The organism is Paenibacillus piscarius, assembly GCF_022234545.1.
Classification (GTDB): domain Bacteria; phylum Bacillota; class Bacilli; order Paenibacillales; family Paenibacillaceae; genus Paenibacillus_AQ; species Paenibacillus_AQ piscarius.
Genome location: NZ_JAIEUI010000036.1, coordinates 1 through 17,809 on the forward strand (window position 1 = coordinate 1; position 17,809 = coordinate 17,809).

The 17,809-nt window shown below is 57.3% G+C and carries 15 protein-coding genes and 1 tRNA gene; 12 read left to right on the forward strand and 4 right to left on the reverse strand.

Annotation, left to right across the window (positions count from 1 at the left end; genetic code table 11):
- Window positions 1-133 precede the first annotated feature (133 nt).
- Window positions 134-1,849 carry an ABC transporter ATP-binding protein gene (locus tag K1558_RS31530; protein WP_238655926.1) on the reverse strand — a complete coding sequence of 572 codons (1,716 nt, stop codon included), beginning with the start codon at window positions 1,847-1,849 and terminating at the stop codon, window positions 134-136.
- A gap of 235 nt (window positions 1,850-2,084) precedes the next feature.
- On the opposite strand from K1558_RS31530, the gene K1558_RS31535 reads away from it, so the two are divergent.
- The 11 genes from K1558_RS31535 to K1558_RS31585 all read left to right on the forward strand — a co-directional run bounded on the left by K1558_RS31535 (window position 2,085) and on the right by K1558_RS31585 (window position 14,475).
- Window positions 2,085-3,305, forward strand: a complete 1,221-nt coding sequence (locus tag K1558_RS31535) for a CynX/NimT family MFS transporter (RefSeq protein WP_420800488.1) — start codon at window positions 2,085-2,087, stop codon at window positions 3,303-3,305.
- 109 nt (window positions 3,306-3,414) lie between these two features.
- The gene (locus K1558_RS31540) at window positions 3,415-4,431 is read left to right on the forward strand and encodes an ABC transporter substrate-binding protein (RefSeq protein WP_238655927.1); all 1,017 of its coding nucleotides are present in this window, start codon (window positions 3,415-3,417) and stop codon (window positions 4,429-4,431) included.
- Window positions 4,432-4,552: 121 nt separating this feature from the next.
- A complete protein-coding gene (locus K1558_RS31545; protein WP_238655928.1) occupies window positions 4,553-6,154 on the forward strand; it encodes a helix-turn-helix domain-containing protein in 1,602 nt (533 codons plus the stop codon).
- Window positions 6,155-6,251: 97 nt separating this feature from the next.
- Window positions 6,252-6,335, forward strand: a tRNA-Leu gene (locus K1558_RS31550).
- Window positions 6,336-6,518: 183 nt separating this feature from the next.
- On the forward strand, window positions 6,519-7,226 hold the full coding sequence (locus K1558_RS31555) for an RNA polymerase sigma factor (RefSeq protein ID WP_238655929.1): 708 nt from the start codon (window positions 6,519-6,521) through the stop codon (window positions 7,224-7,226).
- Window positions 7,177-7,482 carry a hypothetical protein gene (locus tag K1558_RS31560; RefSeq protein ID WP_238655930.1) on the forward strand — a complete coding sequence of 102 codons (306 nt, stop codon included), beginning with the start codon at window positions 7,177-7,179 and terminating at the stop codon, window positions 7,480-7,482. Before K1558_RS31555 ends, K1558_RS31560 begins: the two co-directional genes overlap by 50 nt.
- A gap of 31 nt (window positions 7,483-7,513) precedes the next feature.
- The gene (locus tag K1558_RS31565; protein WP_238655931.1) at window positions 7,514-8,389 is read left to right on the forward strand and encodes an ABC transporter ATP-binding protein; all 876 of its coding nucleotides are present in this window, start codon (window positions 7,514-7,516) and stop codon (window positions 8,387-8,389) included.
- A complete protein-coding gene (locus tag K1558_RS31570; protein ID WP_238655932.1) occupies window positions 8,386-9,618 on the forward strand; it encodes an ABC transporter permease in 1,233 nt (410 codons plus the stop codon). Before K1558_RS31565 ends, K1558_RS31570 begins: the two co-directional genes overlap by 4 nt.
- Window positions 9,615-10,247 (forward strand): hypothetical protein, encoded by a 633-nt coding sequence (locus K1558_RS31575; protein WP_238655933.1) that lies wholly within the window; start codon window positions 9,615-9,617, stop codon window positions 10,245-10,247. Before K1558_RS31570 ends, K1558_RS31575 begins: the two co-directional genes overlap by 4 nt.
- Window positions 10,248-10,502: 255 nt before the next feature.
- Complete coding sequence (locus tag K1558_RS31580) at window positions 10,503-13,976, forward strand: PAS domain-containing hybrid sensor histidine kinase/response regulator (protein ID WP_238655934.1); 3,474 nt, start codon at window positions 10,503-10,505, stop codon at window positions 13,974-13,976.
- A gap of 103 nt (window positions 13,977-14,079) precedes the next feature.
- Window positions 14,080-14,475 (forward strand): NusG domain II-containing protein, encoded by a 396-nt coding sequence (locus K1558_RS31585; protein WP_274529233.1) that lies wholly within the window; start codon window positions 14,080-14,082, stop codon window positions 14,473-14,475.
- Here the strand turns inward: K1558_RS31585 and K1558_RS31590 are convergent.
- From K1558_RS31590 to K1558_RS31600, 3 genes are read right to left on the reverse strand one after another with little or no spacing between them, the layout of a single operon-like run.
- Window positions 14,468-15,343, reverse strand: coding sequence for a TIGR03943 family putative permease subunit (locus K1558_RS31590; protein ID WP_238655936.1), 876 nt, complete (start codon window positions 15,341-15,343; stop codon window positions 14,468-14,470). The two genes, K1558_RS31585 and K1558_RS31590, sit on opposite strands and share 8 nt — an antisense overlap.
- 36 nt (window positions 15,344-15,379) lie before the next feature.
- Entirely contained in the window at window positions 15,380-16,369 is a 990-nt protein-coding gene (locus K1558_RS31595; protein WP_238655937.1) for a permease, read from the reverse strand.
- Between the two features lie 31 nt (window positions 16,370-16,400).
- A complete protein-coding gene (locus tag K1558_RS31600) occupies window positions 16,401-17,435 on the reverse strand; it encodes a CobW family GTP-binding protein (RefSeq protein WP_238655938.1) in 1,035 nt (344 codons plus the stop codon).
- A 211-nt stretch (window positions 17,436-17,646) separates the two neighbouring features.
- Here K1558_RS31600 and rpmG point away from each other — a divergent pair, with 211 nt between their 5' ends.
- The gene (gene rpmG, locus K1558_RS31605) at window positions 17,647-17,796 is read left to right on the forward strand and encodes a 50S ribosomal protein L33 (RefSeq protein ID WP_036725285.1); all 150 of its coding nucleotides are present in this window, start codon (window positions 17,647-17,649) and stop codon (window positions 17,794-17,796) included.
- Window positions 17,797-17,809: the final 13 nt, after the last annotated feature.

Consider the following 17,809-nt stretch of genomic DNA (forward strand, 5'->3'; position numbering starts at 1 on the left):
TATGAGGGAAAACCTCACGTACGGTTTGATGAGGAGGGGCTGGGTTATACCAGCCCTTTACTCTAGAGGAGATTCCGAAGGATACGCACAGAATGTATGCGAAAAACCGAATACATTGCCTTGGGCGGTTATATTACGCATTATACTGTGCCTGATGCAGCCGGCTGTAGGTGCCCCCGGCTGCAATGAGCTCCTCGTGCCGGCCCTCCTCAGCAATGCCGTCCTCGTTCACCACGATGATCCGGTCGGCGTTCTTGATGGTTGTCAGGCGGTGGGCGATGACCAGTGTAGTGCGGCCCACCGAGAGGTCAGCCAGCGACTGCTGGATCGCCGCTTCGGTCTCGGTGTCGAGCGCCGAGGTCGCCTCATCCAGAATCAGAATTGGCGGATTCTTCAGGAACATCCGGGCGATGGCCAGGCGCTGCTTCTGTCCGCCGGACAGCTTGACGCCGCGTTCGCCGATCACCGTATCCATCCCGTCCGGCAGACTGTTGATCAGCTCCTCCAGGTGGGCCTGGCGGGCAGCCTGCCAGATGTCCGCCAGGCTGGCATCCAGCCGGCCGTAGGCGATATTCTCGCGGATGGTACCGGAGAAGAGGAATACATCCTGCTGCACGATCCCGATCTGCTTGCGCAGCGTATTCAGCTTCATATCGCGGATGTCGGTCCCGTCGATGCTAATTGAGCCGCCGGTTACATCGTAGAAGCGGGGGAGCAGGCTGCAGATCGTTGTCTTGCCGGCACCGGATGGCCCGACAAAGGCGATGGTCTCCCCCGCATTCACCTGCAGGCTGATCTCCTTCAGCACCGGCCGGTCTGCTTCATACCCGAAGCTGACCCGGCTGAAGCGGATATCGCCGTGCAGCGGACCAGGGTCAACTGCATCCGGCTTGTCGGCAATATCCGGCTCGGTGTCAATGACCTCCAGATACCGTTTGAACCCGGCAATCCCCTTCGGATAACTCTCGATGACCGCATTGATCTTCTCAATCGGCCGGAAGAAGACGTTGGACAGCAGAATGAAGGCGACGAATTCCCCGATTTCGAGCTCTCCCTGGATGAAGAACCATGCGCCGCAGACCATCACCACCACCGTAATCAGGCGGGTCATCATGTAGCTGACCGAGAAGCTTCGCGCCATCAGCTTGTAAGCCATCAGCTTGGTCTCACGGAACTTCTGGTTGTCCACAGCGAACAGCGATTTCTCGAATTCTTCATTGGCAAAAGACTGAACCACGCGGATACCGCCGACATTGTCCTCAATCCGGGCATTGAAATTCCCGACATTGCCGAATAAGCGGTGATAAGTATCTGTCATGCTGCGCCCGAAGTAGATAATGACCCAGGCCATAACCGGCACCACGATGAAGGTGATTACGGCCAGCTTGAGATTGATGTCGGCCATCAGCACGAAGGCGCCGATCAGCGTCATAACGGCAATGAACACATCCTCCGGGCCGTGATGCGCGACTTCGCCGATATCGTTGAGGTCATTGGTAATTCTGCCGAGCAGATGACCGGTCTTGTTGTTGTCGAAGAAGCGGAAGCTCAGCTTCTGGATGTGATCGAACATCTTTTTACGCATATCGGTCTCAATATTGATCCCCAGCATATGGCCCCAGTAGGTCACAATATAGTTCATTGCCGTGTTTAGCGCGTAGATCGCCAGCAGGGCGGCACAGGCAAGCACAATCAGCGACCAGTTCTGTCCCGGCAGCAGATCATCAATGAATTTATTGACAGCCATCGGAAAAGCAAGCTCCAGCAGCCCGGCCCCGACCGCACAGGTGAAATCAATAACAAACAGCGTCTTATAAGGACGGTAATACGAGAAAAAACGGCGCAGCATTGCGTATTCACTCATTTCTGTATGGAGTTATGTACTCGTCATTGAGATTGATTCTCAAATAGACCTATGCTTAGGATACTAAAGTGGCTGGCCCGTTTTGTCAACGGAGAGAATAATTATATTGGGCTGTCCCTATATGGAGTAGAGGGCTATAATAGATGAAATACATATAGCCGCTGCATACCCCGGCAAGCTTCAGGCTTGACGGGTGCTTTGCTGCGCATGGAGGAACATCATGAAATTCACTAGACCGAATCACAGCAGCTCCAGGCCAGACTTGTCCATGCCGGACGTGGAGCCCCGCAATACCTGGCTGCTGATCACCGGAATCATCTGTATCGCAGCCGCGCTGCGCGCCCCGTTCACTTCAGTCGGTCCCCTGCTGGAAATGGTCCGGGATGATCTTGGCTTGTCCAATACCCTGGCCGGAGCGATTACGACACTGCCTCTGTTAGCTTTTGCGCTGCTCTCGCCATTCGCTCCGCTGCTTGCCCGCAAGCTGGGGCTGTCCAATCTACTGATGCTCGCCATGCTGACGCTGTCGATGGGGATTCTGCTCCGTTCAGCCTCCGGTCCGGCTGCCTTCTTCGCGGGTACTGCCATGATCGGCTTGCCGATTGCCCTCTGCAATGTACTGCTGCCTGGGCTGATCAAGGGGAAATTCCCGCAGCGCATCGGCCTCATGACCGGCATCTATACGGTGTCGATGAATATCTGTGCAGCGGCTGCTTCGGGGCTGAGCGTACCCTTGGCTACACGTGCAGGTCTGGGGTGGAGAGGTACGCTGGCTCTGTGGTTCATGGTAGCTGCACTGGCTACCGTGTTATGGATTCCGCAGCTGAAGCGTCTGAACACCGGCAGCTCAGGCCCTGTACGGTCCGGGGCCGTGCGGGTCTGGCGCTCGCCGCTGGCCTGGCAGGTCACGCTGTTCATGGGGCTGCAGTCGCTGCTCTATTATGTGCTGATCTCCTGGTTCTCGGTGATTCTCGGGGAGCGGGGGATGACCCCCGGCCAGGCCGGCTGGATTCTCTCGCTTATGCAGCTGGCCCAGCTGCCGTTCACCTTCTTCGTGCCGCTCTGGGCCGGAAGAATGAAGAACCAGCGGCTGCCGGTGATCATCACTTCAGTGCTGTTCATCACCGGCATTCTGGGCGTGTGGCTGGGCAGTACCGCTTTCATGGCGCTATGGGCGGTCTGTATCGGCATTGCCGGGGGATTCGCCTTCGGCCTGGCGATGATGTTCTTCAGCCTGCGCACCCGGACCACGCAGGAGGCCAGCGAGCTGTCGGGGATGGCCCAGTCTGCCGGATATCTGCTGGCAGCAGCGGGACCGGCGCTGTTTGGTCTGCTGCATGATGCGGCAGGCAGCTGGAATCTGCCGCTGGCACTGCTTGCTGCAGCAAGCGTCCTGCTGTTCGCCGCCGGGATGGGAGCCGGACGCGACAAATATGTATAAGATTTTGCCGGAAAAAGTGCATTGAAAGCTGCTCATGACATGCTACTATTGTGTTTAAGATCATCTGAGAATGATTATCAATGAAATTAGACACAGGAGTGAGAGAGACATGGCAAAGCGGGGCCGGAGATTAATCTGGACAACTGTACTTATCCTGGCGATGTCCGCTATGGCGGCTTGCGGGACGAATAATAAGGCTGAGGACGGCAAATCCGCCCGGACAGGGAATGCGGCTGCGCCGGCGGCCAGTCCAGCTCCTGCGGAGACTGGGGAAGCGGCAGCTTCAGAAGGGGCAACAAGGAAGGTCGCCGGGGAATTCGGCGAGGTGGAGATCCCGGCGAATCCTAAGCGGGTAGCGGGAATCTATGTGGAGGATTACCTGAAGGCACTCGGCGTCACCCCGGTAGTCCAGTGGTATCATCCCAGCTGGGGTAAGCAGGATTATCTGAATCTGGATGTGCCGGAATACGATATCTCCGGGAGCATTGAAGCCCTGCTGGACCGCAATCCGGATCTGATTATCGCCGACGGCGGAGCGGATGAGGCGAGATACGAGCAATATGCCAAGGTTGCGCCGACCTACCGCCTGCCGGAGGCTGTGCTGCAGGATTCCAGATTAATGCTTACAGCCATCGCAGAGGCGCTGGGCATCCCGGATAAAGCTGCAGCCGTGATTCCAGAATATGACCGGAAGGTAGCGGAAGGGAAAGCAGCCCTCCAGCAGGCGCTTGGTCAGGAGAAAGTGGCGGTGATCCGGCTGAATGCTGCGGACAAGACCTTTGCTCTTTTTGGAGTCAAAAACCGCTATACCGGCATGATCTACGATCAGTTCGGCCTGAAGCCTATCCCTATGGCTGCTGAGATGACGGATTATCAGGCGATCATCTCTGAAGAAGTGATCCCGCAGCTTGAGGCGGATCATATCATTATCTTCCCTGACAATGGCGCTTGGGACAGTGCGGTCAACCAGGAAGCGATCAAGCTGCTGGACGGGCCGCTCTGGAAGAACCTGCCTGCGGTGAAGAACGGCAGCATCTACCGCATGGAGCGTTCGCACTGGCAATCCGGGGGGATTACCGCCAACCAGATGAAGCTGGATGATCTGCTTAAGGCGATGGTGAAGTAATTCAGCGTTAAGCGATGGTGAGTCTATCAGTGACAAGAAGGTCTATCAGCAAGGTTGATAGATCTTCTTTTTTGTTTTACACTTGAGTTTGTGATAATGATTCTCAGTCAGGAGGGGCAGAATGACGGACCAGCTGCAGGAACGCACAAGGAGAAGGCTGCTCCACAGCCTGATGAACATAGAAGTGATTACACGCTCTCCGTCCGGGAAGGATCAGGCCGCTGTCTACCAGGAGCATACCTTGATTATTATGTCTGAAGGGCAGGGGTGGCTCAAGGCAGAGGACAGGCAGTATTCCCTGGAGCGAGGCACCGGCTTCCTGGCCGAGGCCGGATCGCTGAACCGGATTCAGGCCGGGGAGCAGGGCCTCAGCTGGTACCGGCTGGAGTTCGGGCTGATTCCGGCAGGGCCGGTTAAGCCAGGCAGCGGCGTTGAGGGGAATACAGAATGTATGCTCCGCCCGGGATATCTGGACTGCCGCCCGTTCTCGCAGTGTGCCCTGCTGCTGGATTCCATCTGGATCAGCTTCCGGCGTTCCGAGGATATCGAATGGTTCGCAGCCCAGACCCGGTTCCAGGAGCTGATGCTTTTGTTGATGCGGACGAATGCTCCTGTACTGAGGGCGAAGGACGACCGTGAGGCCGTGGAGGATTCGCTACGTTACATGGAAGAGCATTGCAGTGAACCGTTATCTGTTGATCAGCTGGCTGAGATTGCCGGGATCGGGCGGGCGCGTTATACGCAGATCTTTAAAGAGATAACCGGCCGGATGCCGCTGGAGCACCTGAACGGGCTGCGTATCGAACGGGCCCAGCAGCAGCTTCTGCTGACGCGCGACCGGCTGCATGAGATTGCTCTGGCTGCGGGCTACAGCAATGAATATTATTTCAACCGCCGCTTCAAAAGTACGGTAGGGGTGACTCCCGGACAATACAGAAGCCTCCATCAGGAGGGGGTCCGGGTATTTGCGCCGTTTCTGGAGGATTATCTGCTGGCGCTGGGCATCACTCCGGTCGTGCAATATTGCCATGCCCAGTGGGGCAGGCAGGAATACCTCGGGCTGGATCAGGTTCCGGCGTTCGATATCTCCAGCGGAGACTGGCAGGGGCTCTCCTGTTATAAGCCTGAGCTGATTATGCTGGATGACGGCTTCCGGCGCTGGCAGCTGGGGGAATGCAGCCGGGTGGCCCCGCTGTTCCGGCTTCCGTTCCACCAGGAGGACTGGCGCGCAACGCTCCGCAGTGCAGCGGCTGTTTTCGGGAGAACAGGCCGGGTGCAGGAGGTAATCAGCGAATATGAGCAGCAGGCCCAGCAGGCCAGGCGGCTGCTCAGACGCAGCGTCAACAGGCAGACCGCAGCTCTGCTGCGGATTTCTGCCTGCGGAGTTACATTATATGGCAGTGAGAATCTGGGCTATGTCTCGAATGTCCTGTATGACGATCTGGGGCTGGCGCGGCATCCCCTGGTCCGGCAGCTTACCCGCGGACAGAAGCGTGTGAGCCTGAGCCCTGAAGAGCTATCCGGCTTAACCGCAGATCATCTGTTCATCACGTTCGACCGGCAGGAGGGTGAGGGGCGTGAGCTGCTGGATACCCCGCTGTGGAGAAGCCTGCCTGCGGTGCGTAACTCCTGCGTGTACGAGGTGGATTTCATGGCCTGGATGAATTTCGGCGTGCTGTCGCATCAGCGGAAGATTGCGGATGTGCTGAAAGTGATGGCCTGAAGCAGTCAGCCAGCGCGAAAATAAAAAAACTTGCAATTCCCCGCCAAAGCGAGTATATTCTTAATTACGGTGATTGAATCACTGAACTACATAATATGCGGTCATGGCGGAATTGGCAGACGCGCTGGCTTCAGGTGCCAGTGGTAGCAATATCGTGGAGGTTCGAGTCCTCTTGACCGCATCCGCATTACAAACAGGCTTCGGTTGACTGATTACAGTCATCTGAAGCCTATTTTTGTTTGTTCTAAATTTGAGTTCCAAGCCGGGATAAGGAAAAACCGAGAGAGACTGTAACCTTTCGGCGGGTTCAGACGAATAAGCACTAGAGGGCACAGCAGGAGAGGAGGCGGCAAGCGCGGACGGTATGGAATATAAGAATGGAGATAGCCCGCTGCCATTGTCAGGGAAGGCCGGACAGGCTCCGCCCGGGGAAGAGAATGCGGTGCTGATCAGGTTCCGGGAGGGGAGCCAAGAGGCGTTCGAATGGCTGGTCCGGCACTACCGGGAGCCTGCGGTACGGTTTGCGTACCACCTAACGGGCGATTATTACTCTGCCGAGGATCTGGCGCAGGATTGCTTCGCTTATCTGCTGGTGTACCCGGAGAAGTATGATTACCGGGCCTCCTTCAAAACCTATCTCTTCACCCTTGTGCGCAACAAAAGCATCGACTCGATCCGCAAGCGTGCAAGACAGCGGAGCGTGACACTCGCTGAAGAAGGCGGCAGGCTGGCGGGAGCGGATTCGCCGGATCAGCTCTTGGATGGCCCGGGCAGCATACATACAGCAGAGGAGCAGAATCCTGAGCGGCTGGCCATTATCCGGGAAGAGGACCGGGAGTGGCGGAGAAGGCTGCTGCGGCTGAAGCCGGATTACTGCCAGGCCATCTATCTGGTGGATCTGGCGCAGCTGTCCTATGAGCAGGCGGCTGCCGTCATGGGCCGCGGGGCGGTAAGCTTCAAGGTGCTGCTGCACCGGGCCCGCAAGAAGCTCAGACAAGTCTACGAGAAGGAGGAGTGGGATTGTGAAGTACAGGGAACCGAGACACAAGCAGGAGCAGCTATTTCTGGATGAGGTCTACCGGAAGGCCCGGCTGCTGGAATATGACAAGCGTGAGGCCGAGAAGGTACTCCATAACCGCAAGGTGCTGGCAAGACGCAGGGTATGGACGATATCCGGCATCACAACCGTTACGGCAGCTTTTGCCCTGTTGATCATACTGGGGAAGGTTGACCAGTGGCTCTGTGTGCAGCTGTCCCTCCTTCTGATTGCCGCAGGTCTGCTGATCGAGAAGCTGGAATTGGCATGGAGTCCGGAGAATGACAGATGAACTAGGATTCTTATGAATGGGGAGAACTGGAATGGAGCTAATCATTAATCATTTAACCAAGACCTATGGCAGCAAGCAGGCGCTGCAGGATGTCACCTTCCGTATAGGCGAAGGAATTCACGGCCTGCTGGGGCCGAACGGGGCGGGCAAAACCACGCTGATGCGCCTGCTCGCCACCCTGCTGGAGCCGACCTCGGGGACGGTGGAGATTGGCGGCGTTTCCTTAAGTGATAAAGCGCGGGTCCGTGAACTGGTCGGGTATCTCCCGCAGGAATTCGCCTTCTATCCGGGAATGAGCGTCTATGAGGCGATGGATTATCTGGCGCTGTTATCCGGGATCGGCGGCCGCGCTGAACGGAAGCGGAGAATCGACCATCTGCTGGAGCAGGTGAATCTGACAGAGCAGCGCCGCACCAAGGTGAAGGCTCTGTCCGGCGGGATGAAGCGGCGGCTCGGCGTAGCCCAGGCTATGGTGCATGAACCGAAGCTGCTGATTGTCGATGAACCGACAGCCGGGCTGGACCCGGAGGAACGCATCCGCTTCCGGCGGCTGCTCAGCCGGTTCGCCGAAGGACGGATTGTGCTTCTGTCCACGCATGTTGTTGAAGATGTGGAATCCACCTGTGAGCAGATGACGGTTCTGCACCAGGGCAGCCTGCGTTATCATGGCCGGATCGGCGATTTAACCGCCGCTGCCGCCGGACGCGTCTGGATTGCCGAGCTGGAGCGCGCACAGTGGGAACGGGACCGCGACCAGTTCCCGGTATTGTCCGCTGTGCCGGAAGGAAACAGAATGCGGGTCCGTATCTTGTCGGATCAGCAGCCTTATTCAGAAGCGCAGCAGGCTTCTCCGTCGATTGAGGATGCGTATCTCTACCTCATGCGCAGGGAGGAAGCCTTCGTATGATTGCCCTGATCGGCAAGGAGATGCGCATGACGCTGCGCAGCCTGGTCTTTTACCTGTTCATTATCGCCAGTGTGTTCTTCTATCTGACCTCCTATGCTACAGAGGAAACCTGGGGTGAGCTTGGGCCGCCTGCTGTAAGCACGCCGCAGAATCTGGGTACAGCGGAACACCCTTTTTACGGCTGGGCAGAGCCGGCGGATTCGCAGAGTCTGGCCGAACAGATGAAGCTAAGTATGGTCCGGGACCTGAAAGCAGGAACCGGTGAGAAAATCCGGCTGGGCTTCCCTGTCCGGGTGAAGCTGGCTGCCAAAGAGCAGGAGGCGTTCTCATCCGCTATCGCGGAGCTGGATCAGATCCTGAAGTCCCCGGAGAGTTATACTATGAAAGATGTTAATGATGTCGGTGAGACATTAAACAAGCATCTGGGCGGCAGCAGTATGTATAAGCCAGGGCTGAATAATTTCGGTTATGGTATTGAATCAGCGGATGAGGCTATGAAGGTACAAAAGGCGGCGCTTGCCGAATATAACGCCAAGGTAGACGCAGGTGAGCTGCTGCCCGGGGCAGCGCGTTATTTCAGCGATTATCTGTCGCTGCCGGCCGGGATTTTCCCCGTCTTCCTGTCCGCCTTCCTGCTGCTCCGTGACCGGTCCAGCCGGATGCATGAGCTGATCTACAGCCGCCGGGTCTCTCCTTGGGTATATGTCAGCTCCAAATTCATCGCCCAGGGCATCATGCTCTCCTTAATCTACCTCGCCCTTGCAGTGACCGGGGGCTGGCAGACGGCGGACACCATGGGACTGACAGGGCAGACGGGACAAGCGATCACGTTCTTCCTTGGCTATACCGCCTGGTGGCTGCTGCCCACTCTGTGGGCTTCGGTAGCCTTCGGGATGTTCGGCTCGATGCTGCTGCGCCGGGGAATTGTGCCCATCGCTCTGCAGATGGTCTGGTGGTTCGTATCGGTGCTGCCGCTGATGGGCTCCTACGGGCTGAACCGGCTGTTTATCCGCTTCAACTCGCCTGATGACTATATCCTGTACAAGGGGTGGGCGGATGAGATCGCCTTGAACCGCAGCTTCTATCTGCTGCTCTCTGTGCTGCTGGCCGCCGGGGCGGCCTGGCTGTGGGAGAGAAACCGCAGCCGGGCGGATGCCTCCCGAAGGCTGAGCCGGAGGAGCTCCAAACGGGCCTTGGACGGCGTACCGGAAGCGGAGGGAGTGCGATGAGGCGGCAGATTATACTGCCGCTGGCCGGGTATAACCTCAAGCTGACAGTGCATTATTCCTGGCTGCTGTCGGCGGTGCTGCTGGCTGCTGTTCCGTTCTTCATGGAGCCGGAGCTGATGGGCAGGGCCGGGGCCGCGAAGCTGGGAGAGCTGTTGATCAGCTTCATTGGACTCATCGTCTATCCGCATCTGGCGCTGCTGGAGGATGGCGGCATCTCCGAGACGCTCTATGCCAAGCGGTTACGCCAGCATCCGCTATTCCTGTTCCGCTGGCTGCTAACCGCACTCTACATTGTCCTTGCCGTTACTGTGCTGTTCGCCTGGCTGCATGGAGCCGGAGCCGTATTCGCCTTGTGGCCGGTGATTGGCGGGACAGTGATTACCGCTGTAGCGCTGGGATCGGCCGGACTTACAGCTGCGCTCCTGTGCGGCAACCTGTCCGCCGGATACCTTGCCGGCTTCGCCTGGTATCTGATCGACTTCACCACCAAAGGCAAATGGACCGGACCGTTCTATCTGTTCGGCCTGCTCCGCAGTGGCTGGGATCAGGATAAATGGCTGCTGGCCGGCTTAGCGCTCACCCTTGCTGTGTTGTGCACCTTGTGGCTGCCGCGCCGCAGATTGGAATAATACAATATGCCGAAGCAGGCTTGACGGCGATCAAGATAATTCCTATAACAACCGTCCCGGTGTCATTATGATGACCGGGGCGGTATTTTTGTGCAGATCCGGCAGACAGTAGTGGTCTGATTCCATGGGACCTGTCCTCCGCCACTCCTAAAGAACCGTATCCGGGGAGGACTTCAGCACTGGAGCAAATTTTCCGAAAAAAAGGTATACTGTAATAAATTTATGTCCCCCATTTTTACGGAGGAGGCTTTAGCTTTGTCTGATACTCTATTTAAGCACTTATATCTGCGTTCCTCTACCGGCTATGCGGCAGTATCGACTGCGGAGGGTGCCATGCTGATGGCCAACCCTGCATTCTGCGGGATGTTCGGATATACGGAAGCTGAACTTAAGGCAATGAGCTATCTGGATCTCGTTGATCCTGATGACCGGAATACACTGAATCACGCGCAGATTATGGAATACCTGCTGGCCAGCCCCGGCGCAGCGGTGGATACAGAGAAGCGCTTCAGACATAAGAACGGCGGTACGCTTTGGGTGGCACTCCATGCCTTTTTGATTATGGATGAATGGACGGAACGGCCGTCGCACCTGGTAGCGGAGATGACCGATATTACAGCACGCAAGCTGGCGGAGCAGAAGATTACAGAGGACTATCACCTGTATAAGCTGATTACACAGAATACCCCGGATATGATCTCCTTCGCCGATCCGGACGGCACCCTGCGTTATGTGTCACCTTCGGTCGAGACGCTGCTTGGGTATCCTGCCAGTGAGATGATCGGCCGGAACAAACGGGAGTACTACCATGAAACGGATGCGCTGGAGATGACCCGGCCGGGGAAGCTCTATTCGGACAATGATACCTTTACCCGCAGGGCGAGGCACAAGGAGGGGCATTACCTCTGGATCGAGAGCTCTTTTCAGGTGATGCGCGACCCTGAAGGCAGGGTGCGGCAGATTCTGACGATTGCCCGCGATATTACCGAGCGCAAGAAAGTGGAAGATATGCTGGCTTATGCGCAGGAGCTTGGACAGATGGGCTCCTGGGAGTGGAATTCCGTTGCCGGGCAGATGACCGTTTCCGGACATATGATGGCGATCTTTGAGCTGGGCAAGAACTGTGGTAACCATACAGTACTTGAATATAGGCGGCTGCTGGAATGTATAGTGACGGAGGATCTGGCGGCGCTGCGTGCCGAGCTGCACCGCACGCTGAAGACGGGGGTGAACGGCGAAGCGATCTTCAGGGTGAAGAGCAGGGAAGAGGAATGCAAGTTCATCTATGCCCGCTGGGTGGTGATTCTGGATGCCTCATCCCGGGTACAGCAGGTCCGCGGCATGGTGCAGGATGTTACAGATCGCCACCGGATGGAAGAGCAGCTTCGTGAGAGCGAGCGGAATTACCGCCTGATCTCGGAGAACTCTCAGGACTTCATCACCCGGAATCGTACAGATGAACAGGCGACCTTCCTGTATGCTTCACCCGTCTGCCGGGAGATGCTGGGGTATACGCCGGAAGAGATGGTCGGCACGGGCGGGATCGACTATGTCCATCCCGGGGATGTGGCCCGGGTGCAGCTCTATCTGGAGCGCAGCAAGCAGAGGCTGGCACTGGAGCCCATCGTTTTCCGCTACCGGTGCAAGGATGGCTCCTACCTGTGGGTGGAGACCACGCTGCAGCATACGGAGACGGGCGCCGGGGTTAGCGAGATGATCGGCGTAACACGCAATATCTCGGAGCGCAAGCTATATGAGCTGAAGCTGCTGGAGAGCGAGAACCGCTACAAGTCGCTGTTTGAATACAATCCGTCCGCCATCAGTGCGATGGACCTGGAGGGGTACATACAGTCACTCAATGCCAGTCTGGAACAGCTGACCGGATATTCTCACGGAACCCTGCAGTATTCGAGTTATAGTGAAATCATTGATGAAGAAGAGCTGGATGAGGTGAACCGGCGGTTCCGGGCTGCGGCGGAAGGATTAGCCCAGACCTTCGAGACCCGGGTGATCCGCCATGACGGGCAACGGGTTGAAGTCGGGATGATCTATGTCCCGATTATGGTCGATCATGAAGTGGTCGGCGTGTTCGCGATTACCAGTGATATTACGGAGCGCAAAAGGCATCTGGAGCAGATTGAGAAGCTCAGCTATGAGCATGCACTGATTCTGAACTCGGTGTCTGAAGGGATATTCGGCATGAATCTGGAGGGAGAGACGGTATTTATCAATCCGGCCGCCTCTGTCATGCTCGGATACCATCCGGGAGAGCTGGCCCGCAATATCAAGCTGCATACGATAGCCCAGACCTGGATGGACGGCGAGCTGTATCCCGGAGGCCGGCGCACGCTGACGGAGCTGCTGCAGATGAACGCTTCTTTTGAACAGGAGCATGAGGGGATCTTCTGGCGGCAGGACGGCTCCAGCTTCCTGGCCAAATACCGGATGACTCCCTTGTACGATAACGGGGAGCATAAAGGTGCGGTAGTGGTCTTCCGGGACATTACAGAGGAGAAGGCGGTGGTCCGGGCCAAGGAATCTGCGGAGAAGGCTGACCGGGCCAAGTCGGAGTTCCTCGCCATCATGAGTCATGAATTACGTACCCCGATGAACGGGATTATCGGTATGGCTGACTTGCTGTCAGGCACAGAGCTTAACGAGGAACAGCAATATTACACCCAGATTATCAATAAAAGCGGGGCCGCGCTGGTCCACATTCTGAATGAGGTGCTTGATTTCAGCAAGATTGAATCCGGCATGATGACGCTGGATCTGCAGCCGGTGGATATCCGGCAAGTGGTTCAAAACGTATGCGAGCTGTTCTATCCGCGGGTTCAGGAGAAGCAGTTGATTCTTAGCAGCGATATTGCCCCGGACATTCCGGGCCTTGTCATAACGGATGAAGCCAGGCTGCGGCAGATTCTGGTCAATCTGGTCGGCAATGCGGTGAAATTCACCGAAGAAGGAGAGGTAGGGGTGGCTGTGAAGCTGGAGGCGGCCCGGGAGCCGGGTTCGCTGATTCTGCGGTTCGCGGTAACCGATACCGGCATCGGCATTCCCCAGGGCAGCCAGAGCCTGTTATTCCAGTCCTTCACCCAGCTGGACCCTTCCATTAACCGCAAGTACGGGGGAACAGGTCTTGGGCTGGCGATCAGCAAGAAGCTGACCGAGCTGCTGGGCGGCATCATCGGCGTGAACAGCAGTGAAGGGGAAGGCTCGGAGTTCTATTTCACAATCAGTGCGGGGCTTCCACCTCAAGAATCCGGCGGCCCGCTGCTGGCTGGAGCTGGGGTTATCAAGGAGTATAGAAGCGGAGTGTTCAGCATGGATCAGCCGGAGGCTGCTTATGGTCCGCTCTCCATCCTCGTAGCCGAAGACCATCCGGTCAACCAGCAGATCATCCAGGGCTTCCTCCGGAAGCGGGGCTATACGTCCGATCTGGTGACGGACGGTGAGCTGGCGGTGGAAGCTGTGCGCTCCCGGTACTATGATCTGGTGTTCATGGATATTCAGATGCCTGGGATGGACGGTATTGAGGCCGCCCGGCAGATCCGCAGTACGGTGGGGCTGTCGCCGGTGATTATTGCCGTAACGGCTTTTGCCCGCAAGGAAGACAAGGAGATGTGCCTGCGGGCCGGGATGCAGGATTTCATCTCCAAGCCGATCCGCGGGGAAGAGCTGGACAGGGTGCTGAGGGATTGGTCCGGCAGTGTGCGCAGCCAGAGCTGAAGTGGAGTTGACAAGGCTGCGTTGGCTGGATTACTATTTATATTGTTCGTAATTATTACGATTATATAAATGGTCAATAGAAAGGATTACTACAGTGCGAACCATGAAACGCGGAGATTTCCTGCTCATCCTGATTGTCCTGCTGGCTGCCGGCTCTATCTATGGCTTCCGGTGGTTCCAGAATCATAACGAGCACTATGCCCAAGGCGATCTGAAGGCCGTAATCACTGTGAACGGCGAGGAATACCAGACGGTAACGCTAACCAAGGAAGAGCAGATTATCGACATCCGTACCCGGTTCGGCCACAATACGCTGAAGGTATATGATTACGGCATACAGATGACCTTCTCGGATGCTCCTCTGCCCATTGCGCTGGATATGGGATTCATCTCCAGGCCTAAGCAGCAGATTATCTGTATCCCGGCCCGGCTGCTGGTGGAGATCATCAACCCTGCCGGCTCGGTAGACGATGATGATGCGCTGGATGCCGTTATTTGACGGCTCCCGGCTGCAGCTCCTCCCAGGCTGCTGCGGCGTCAGCATTCGTGTAGATGTAAGGCGTTGACGGCGGCTGAACCCGTGTGATGCTCTCCGGGATAATCATCAGGGTCTCCGTCCCCTTATATAAGGCCACATCAAGCTTGCCCCGAACCTCAATCCAGGTATCGGCGGGCAGGCTTATTGGCGTTCCCGGCCGGAGCAGAATGCCGAAGGGAGCCGCGTCCGCTGTACAGCACTGGACCAGGAAGCGGCTGACAGCATAAGCAGGCGGGCTGCTCCCTTGCGGCTCGCGGTATAAGAAGCCGGATATGGAGAGCTTCTTGCCTGCGAACTGTGACTTATACAGGTTCATCGCCCCCAGCGTCTCGGAATAGATCTCCGGCCGCACCGGGATGACCGGCTCTGCATACAGCTTGCCTGCAAGCTCTGCGAATTCGGCTTCATACGGATTCGCCGGGGTGAATCTTCCTCCGCTGCCGGTGCCGGATTCTACAGCGGTATAAGACAAGGCCAGCCCTTTCCTGGCAGCTGCCGCGCTGCCGAGGGCACGGTCGGGCAGGAGGACGCCCAACAGGAGCGGAAGCAGAAACAATCCATAGAGGACGGAGCTTCCCAGACCGGAACGGGGCAGGCGGTGCTCGCAGTCACACAGCGCGGCGCTTGCGCCAAGCATGGCTTGAAGCCCTAGGCTGAGTGCCATCAGGACGAGCGGAACCGGGCATAGCCTGATCCAGCGGGCCAGCTTGGGGGCCACGTAATAATGAAGCGCATCCTGCTGGACCAGATGTCCGATATAGAGCGCCAGCGCGAGCAGAACCGCTGCTCTCAGCAAATAGTGAATCCGGATGCTCCGGGGACTATTCATAAGGAACCTCCTGCAAATTAAGGGTGTTCTGTACAGCTACAGCCAGAGGGAGAACGCTACGGAGCCGGTGAAGACCGCCGCGAAGATCAGGAAGAACAGGTATAGCGCGAACCTGGTTTTGAACAGCGACAGCAGCATGAGTGCGTTCTTGAAGTCCAGCATCGGGCCGAGCACCATGAAGGCCAGCAGTGAACCTGCCGGGAAGGAATGCAGGAACGTCGAGGCAACGAACGCATCCGAGGTGGAGCAGAGTGACAGGGCGAAGGACAGCCCCATCATGAACAGATAGGAACCTAACGGTCGCTCCCCGATGGCGGCCAGACTGCCTTGGTGCAGGAAGGTCTGAAGGCCGGCGGTCAACAGACAGCCGATGATCAGATATTTGCCCATTTCAAAAAACTCATCCGAGGTATGCACGAAAACAGCCGCGAGCTTGCCGCCGCGGGTATCCGTGCGGTGGAGCTCTCCGGTTCCGCTGCGGATCGTGAGGCGAAGCGGCGGCTTGCGGACGGTGGCATAGAGTATCAGGCCAATGACGGCCGCCACGGCCAGGGCCAGTCCCATCCGGGCGTAGACCAGCTCCGGGTGGGAACGGAAGGCCATAAGCGTGGCGCCGTAGACGACCGGATTCACGATGGGGCCGGACAGGATGAAGACGATAGCGACGTACAGCGGCATTCCCTTGTGCATCAGGCGGCGGACGAGCGGAATCATCCCGCATTCACAGACGGGGAAGAGAAGACCCAGCAGGCAGCTGAATAGAATCGCCGGAACCGGGCGGCGCGGAATCCAGCGCTGAATCACACGGTCCGGCACGAATACGCGGAGCAGGGAAGAGAGCAGCGCACCCAGCAGAACGAACGGCAGAGCCTCCAGCATTATGCCGAGGAATGCGGCTTTGAAGGTATCGGTATAGCCGTTGTCCACCAGCTCCGGGTGTCCGGGGAGCCACAGTATGCCGATGGTGAGCAAAAAAGCTGCGGGGAGGAGCAGCGGTATTATTTTGAGTGGAGTTATAGCATTCAAGACTTCATGGCCTCCTTCCCCGTGCCTGTAATTAGCTGAACATTCCGGCCCAGCTGCGGCTGATCGCTTTCTCGTCCAGATTCAGTCCAATGCACACCACATACGGCTGCCCCGGATAGCTTGAAGCTTCCCAGGAGATACGGTTCCCTGCGAATTGCACCAGCTGTACGGAATCCTGCCCGGTCAGCCGTACATGCCCCTTGGCCCGAAGCAGGCTGTAGCCCCATTGCCGGAAGAACTGCTCCAGCTGCTCCCGCCGGAGACTGCTGCTGACAGCCAAGGGAACGGTTAATGTCACTGCTGTTACTTGGGAGTAGGAGCCGCCGGTCCCGGACTCGGGCTCATGCACTGCGGTAGCACTGTTGTTAGTGCTGCTTGGACTAACCCGCTTAAGTACTGTGCCGCCGCTGCTGGCAGGAACGCTCTGGCGGGCGGGCTGCCGCATTCGGCGGGCAGGGATACCCGTCAGCAGAGGCGCAAGGTTGATCTGGCTGTAATGGGTGAATACAATCTCCGCTTCAGCGTTATAGCGGCCAGTCATTCGCTCAATTCTCCACAGGGTCTCCTGCTCGACCAGATCGCTCTTGTTGACGATAATGAGGTCGGCAGCGGTGATCTGCTTGCGCAGTGTGCGGACCAGCTGCTTGTCGGACGAGAAGCGGCTGCTGTATTCCATTACATTCTCCGCATCCAGCACCGTGATGGTGTGGTGCAGCACCAGGCGGTCCGCCAGTGGCGGTGACTGCAGCGTTGCGGCAATCTCGTCAGGGTCCGCAACCCCTGTCAGCTCGATGCAGATCAGATCCGGCTGGCGTGCCATCAGCGCAGTAAGGCTGCGCGGGAGCTCTTCCTTGCGGCTGCAGCAGATACAGCCATCCAGCAGCTTCTCCACACGGGTGCCGGTATTCTCCTGGAGAATATAGCCGTCAACATCCTTTTTCCCCAGCTCATTCATCACGACCCCCGGGCTCAGCCCTCTCCGCTTGCACTCTTTCAGCACACTCAGCAGCAGAGTTGTTTTGCCGCTCCCCAGGAATCCGCTCAGTATGATCACAGGTATTCTCATGGCTCACACTCCCGTTCCTAAAGTTCCGTCCCTGCAGGGGCGGGCAAGCTGATTCCGCTTGTAATTCCATCTATACGTTAGTCCGGCGCCGGACAGAACCCCTGCCTAAGCGGGCTGAGAATTTGAGAATTGCTGTTGACAGGGGCAGGCGGAAGCATGTAAGATGTGTAAATCGTAAATATTACGATTAATCGAAAGGAGCTGGCTTTGAATGAGAGTTATTGTGACCTTGGCTTGTACGGAGACAGGCGACCGGAACTACACCACGACGAAGAACAAGCGAACCACACCGGAGCGGCTGGAGATGAGAAAATATTGCCCGCGCCTGAAGCGCGTCACACTGCACCGCGAGACCCGTTAAGCGGCCGGCTGTC

Bases quoted from the DNA above. Each gene is read 5' to 3' on its own strand.
- K1558_RS31570 (WP_238655932.1), top strand. From the start codon at position 8,386: ATGATTGCCCTGATCGGCAAGGAGATGCGCATGACGCTGCGCAGCCTG.
- rpmG (WP_036725285.1), top strand. From the start codon at position 17,647: ATGAGAGTTATTGTGACCTTGGCTTGTACGGAGACAGGCGACCGGAAC.
- K1558_RS31545 (WP_238655928.1), top strand. From the start codon at position 4,553: ATGACGGACCAGCTGCAGGAACGCACAAGGAGAAGGCTGCTCCACAGC.
- K1558_RS31600 (WP_238655938.1), bottom strand. From the start codon at position 17,435: ATGAGAATACCTGTGATCATACTGAGCGGATTCCTGGGGAGCGGCAAA.
- K1558_RS31540 (WP_238655927.1), top strand. From the start codon at position 3,415: ATGGCAAAGCGGGGCCGGAGATTAATCTGGACAACTGTACTTATCCTG.
- K1558_RS31565 (WP_238655931.1), top strand. From the start codon at position 7,514: ATGGAGCTAATCATTAATCATTTAACCAAGACCTATGGCAGCAAGCAG.
- K1558_RS31555 (WP_238655929.1), top strand. From the start codon at position 6,519: ATGGAATATAAGAATGGAGATAGCCCGCTGCCATTGTCAGGGAAGGCC.
- K1558_RS31575 (WP_238655933.1), top strand. From the start codon at position 9,615: ATGAGGCGGCAGATTATACTGCCGCTGGCCGGGTATAACCTCAAGCTG.
- K1558_RS31585 (WP_274529233.1), top strand. From the start codon at position 14,080: ATGAAACGCGGAGATTTCCTGCTCATCCTGATTGTCCTGCTGGCTGCC.
- K1558_RS31530 (WP_238655926.1), bottom strand. From the start codon at position 1,849: ATGCTGCGCCGTTTTTTCTCGTATTACCGTCCTTATAAGACGCTGTTT.
- K1558_RS31535 (WP_420800488.1), top strand. From the start codon at position 2,085: ATGAAATTCACTAGACCGAATCACAGCAGCTCCAGGCCAGACTTGTCC.
- K1558_RS31590 (WP_238655936.1), bottom strand. From the start codon at position 15,343: ATGAATAGTCCCCGGAGCATCCGGATTCACTATTTGCTGAGAGCAGCG.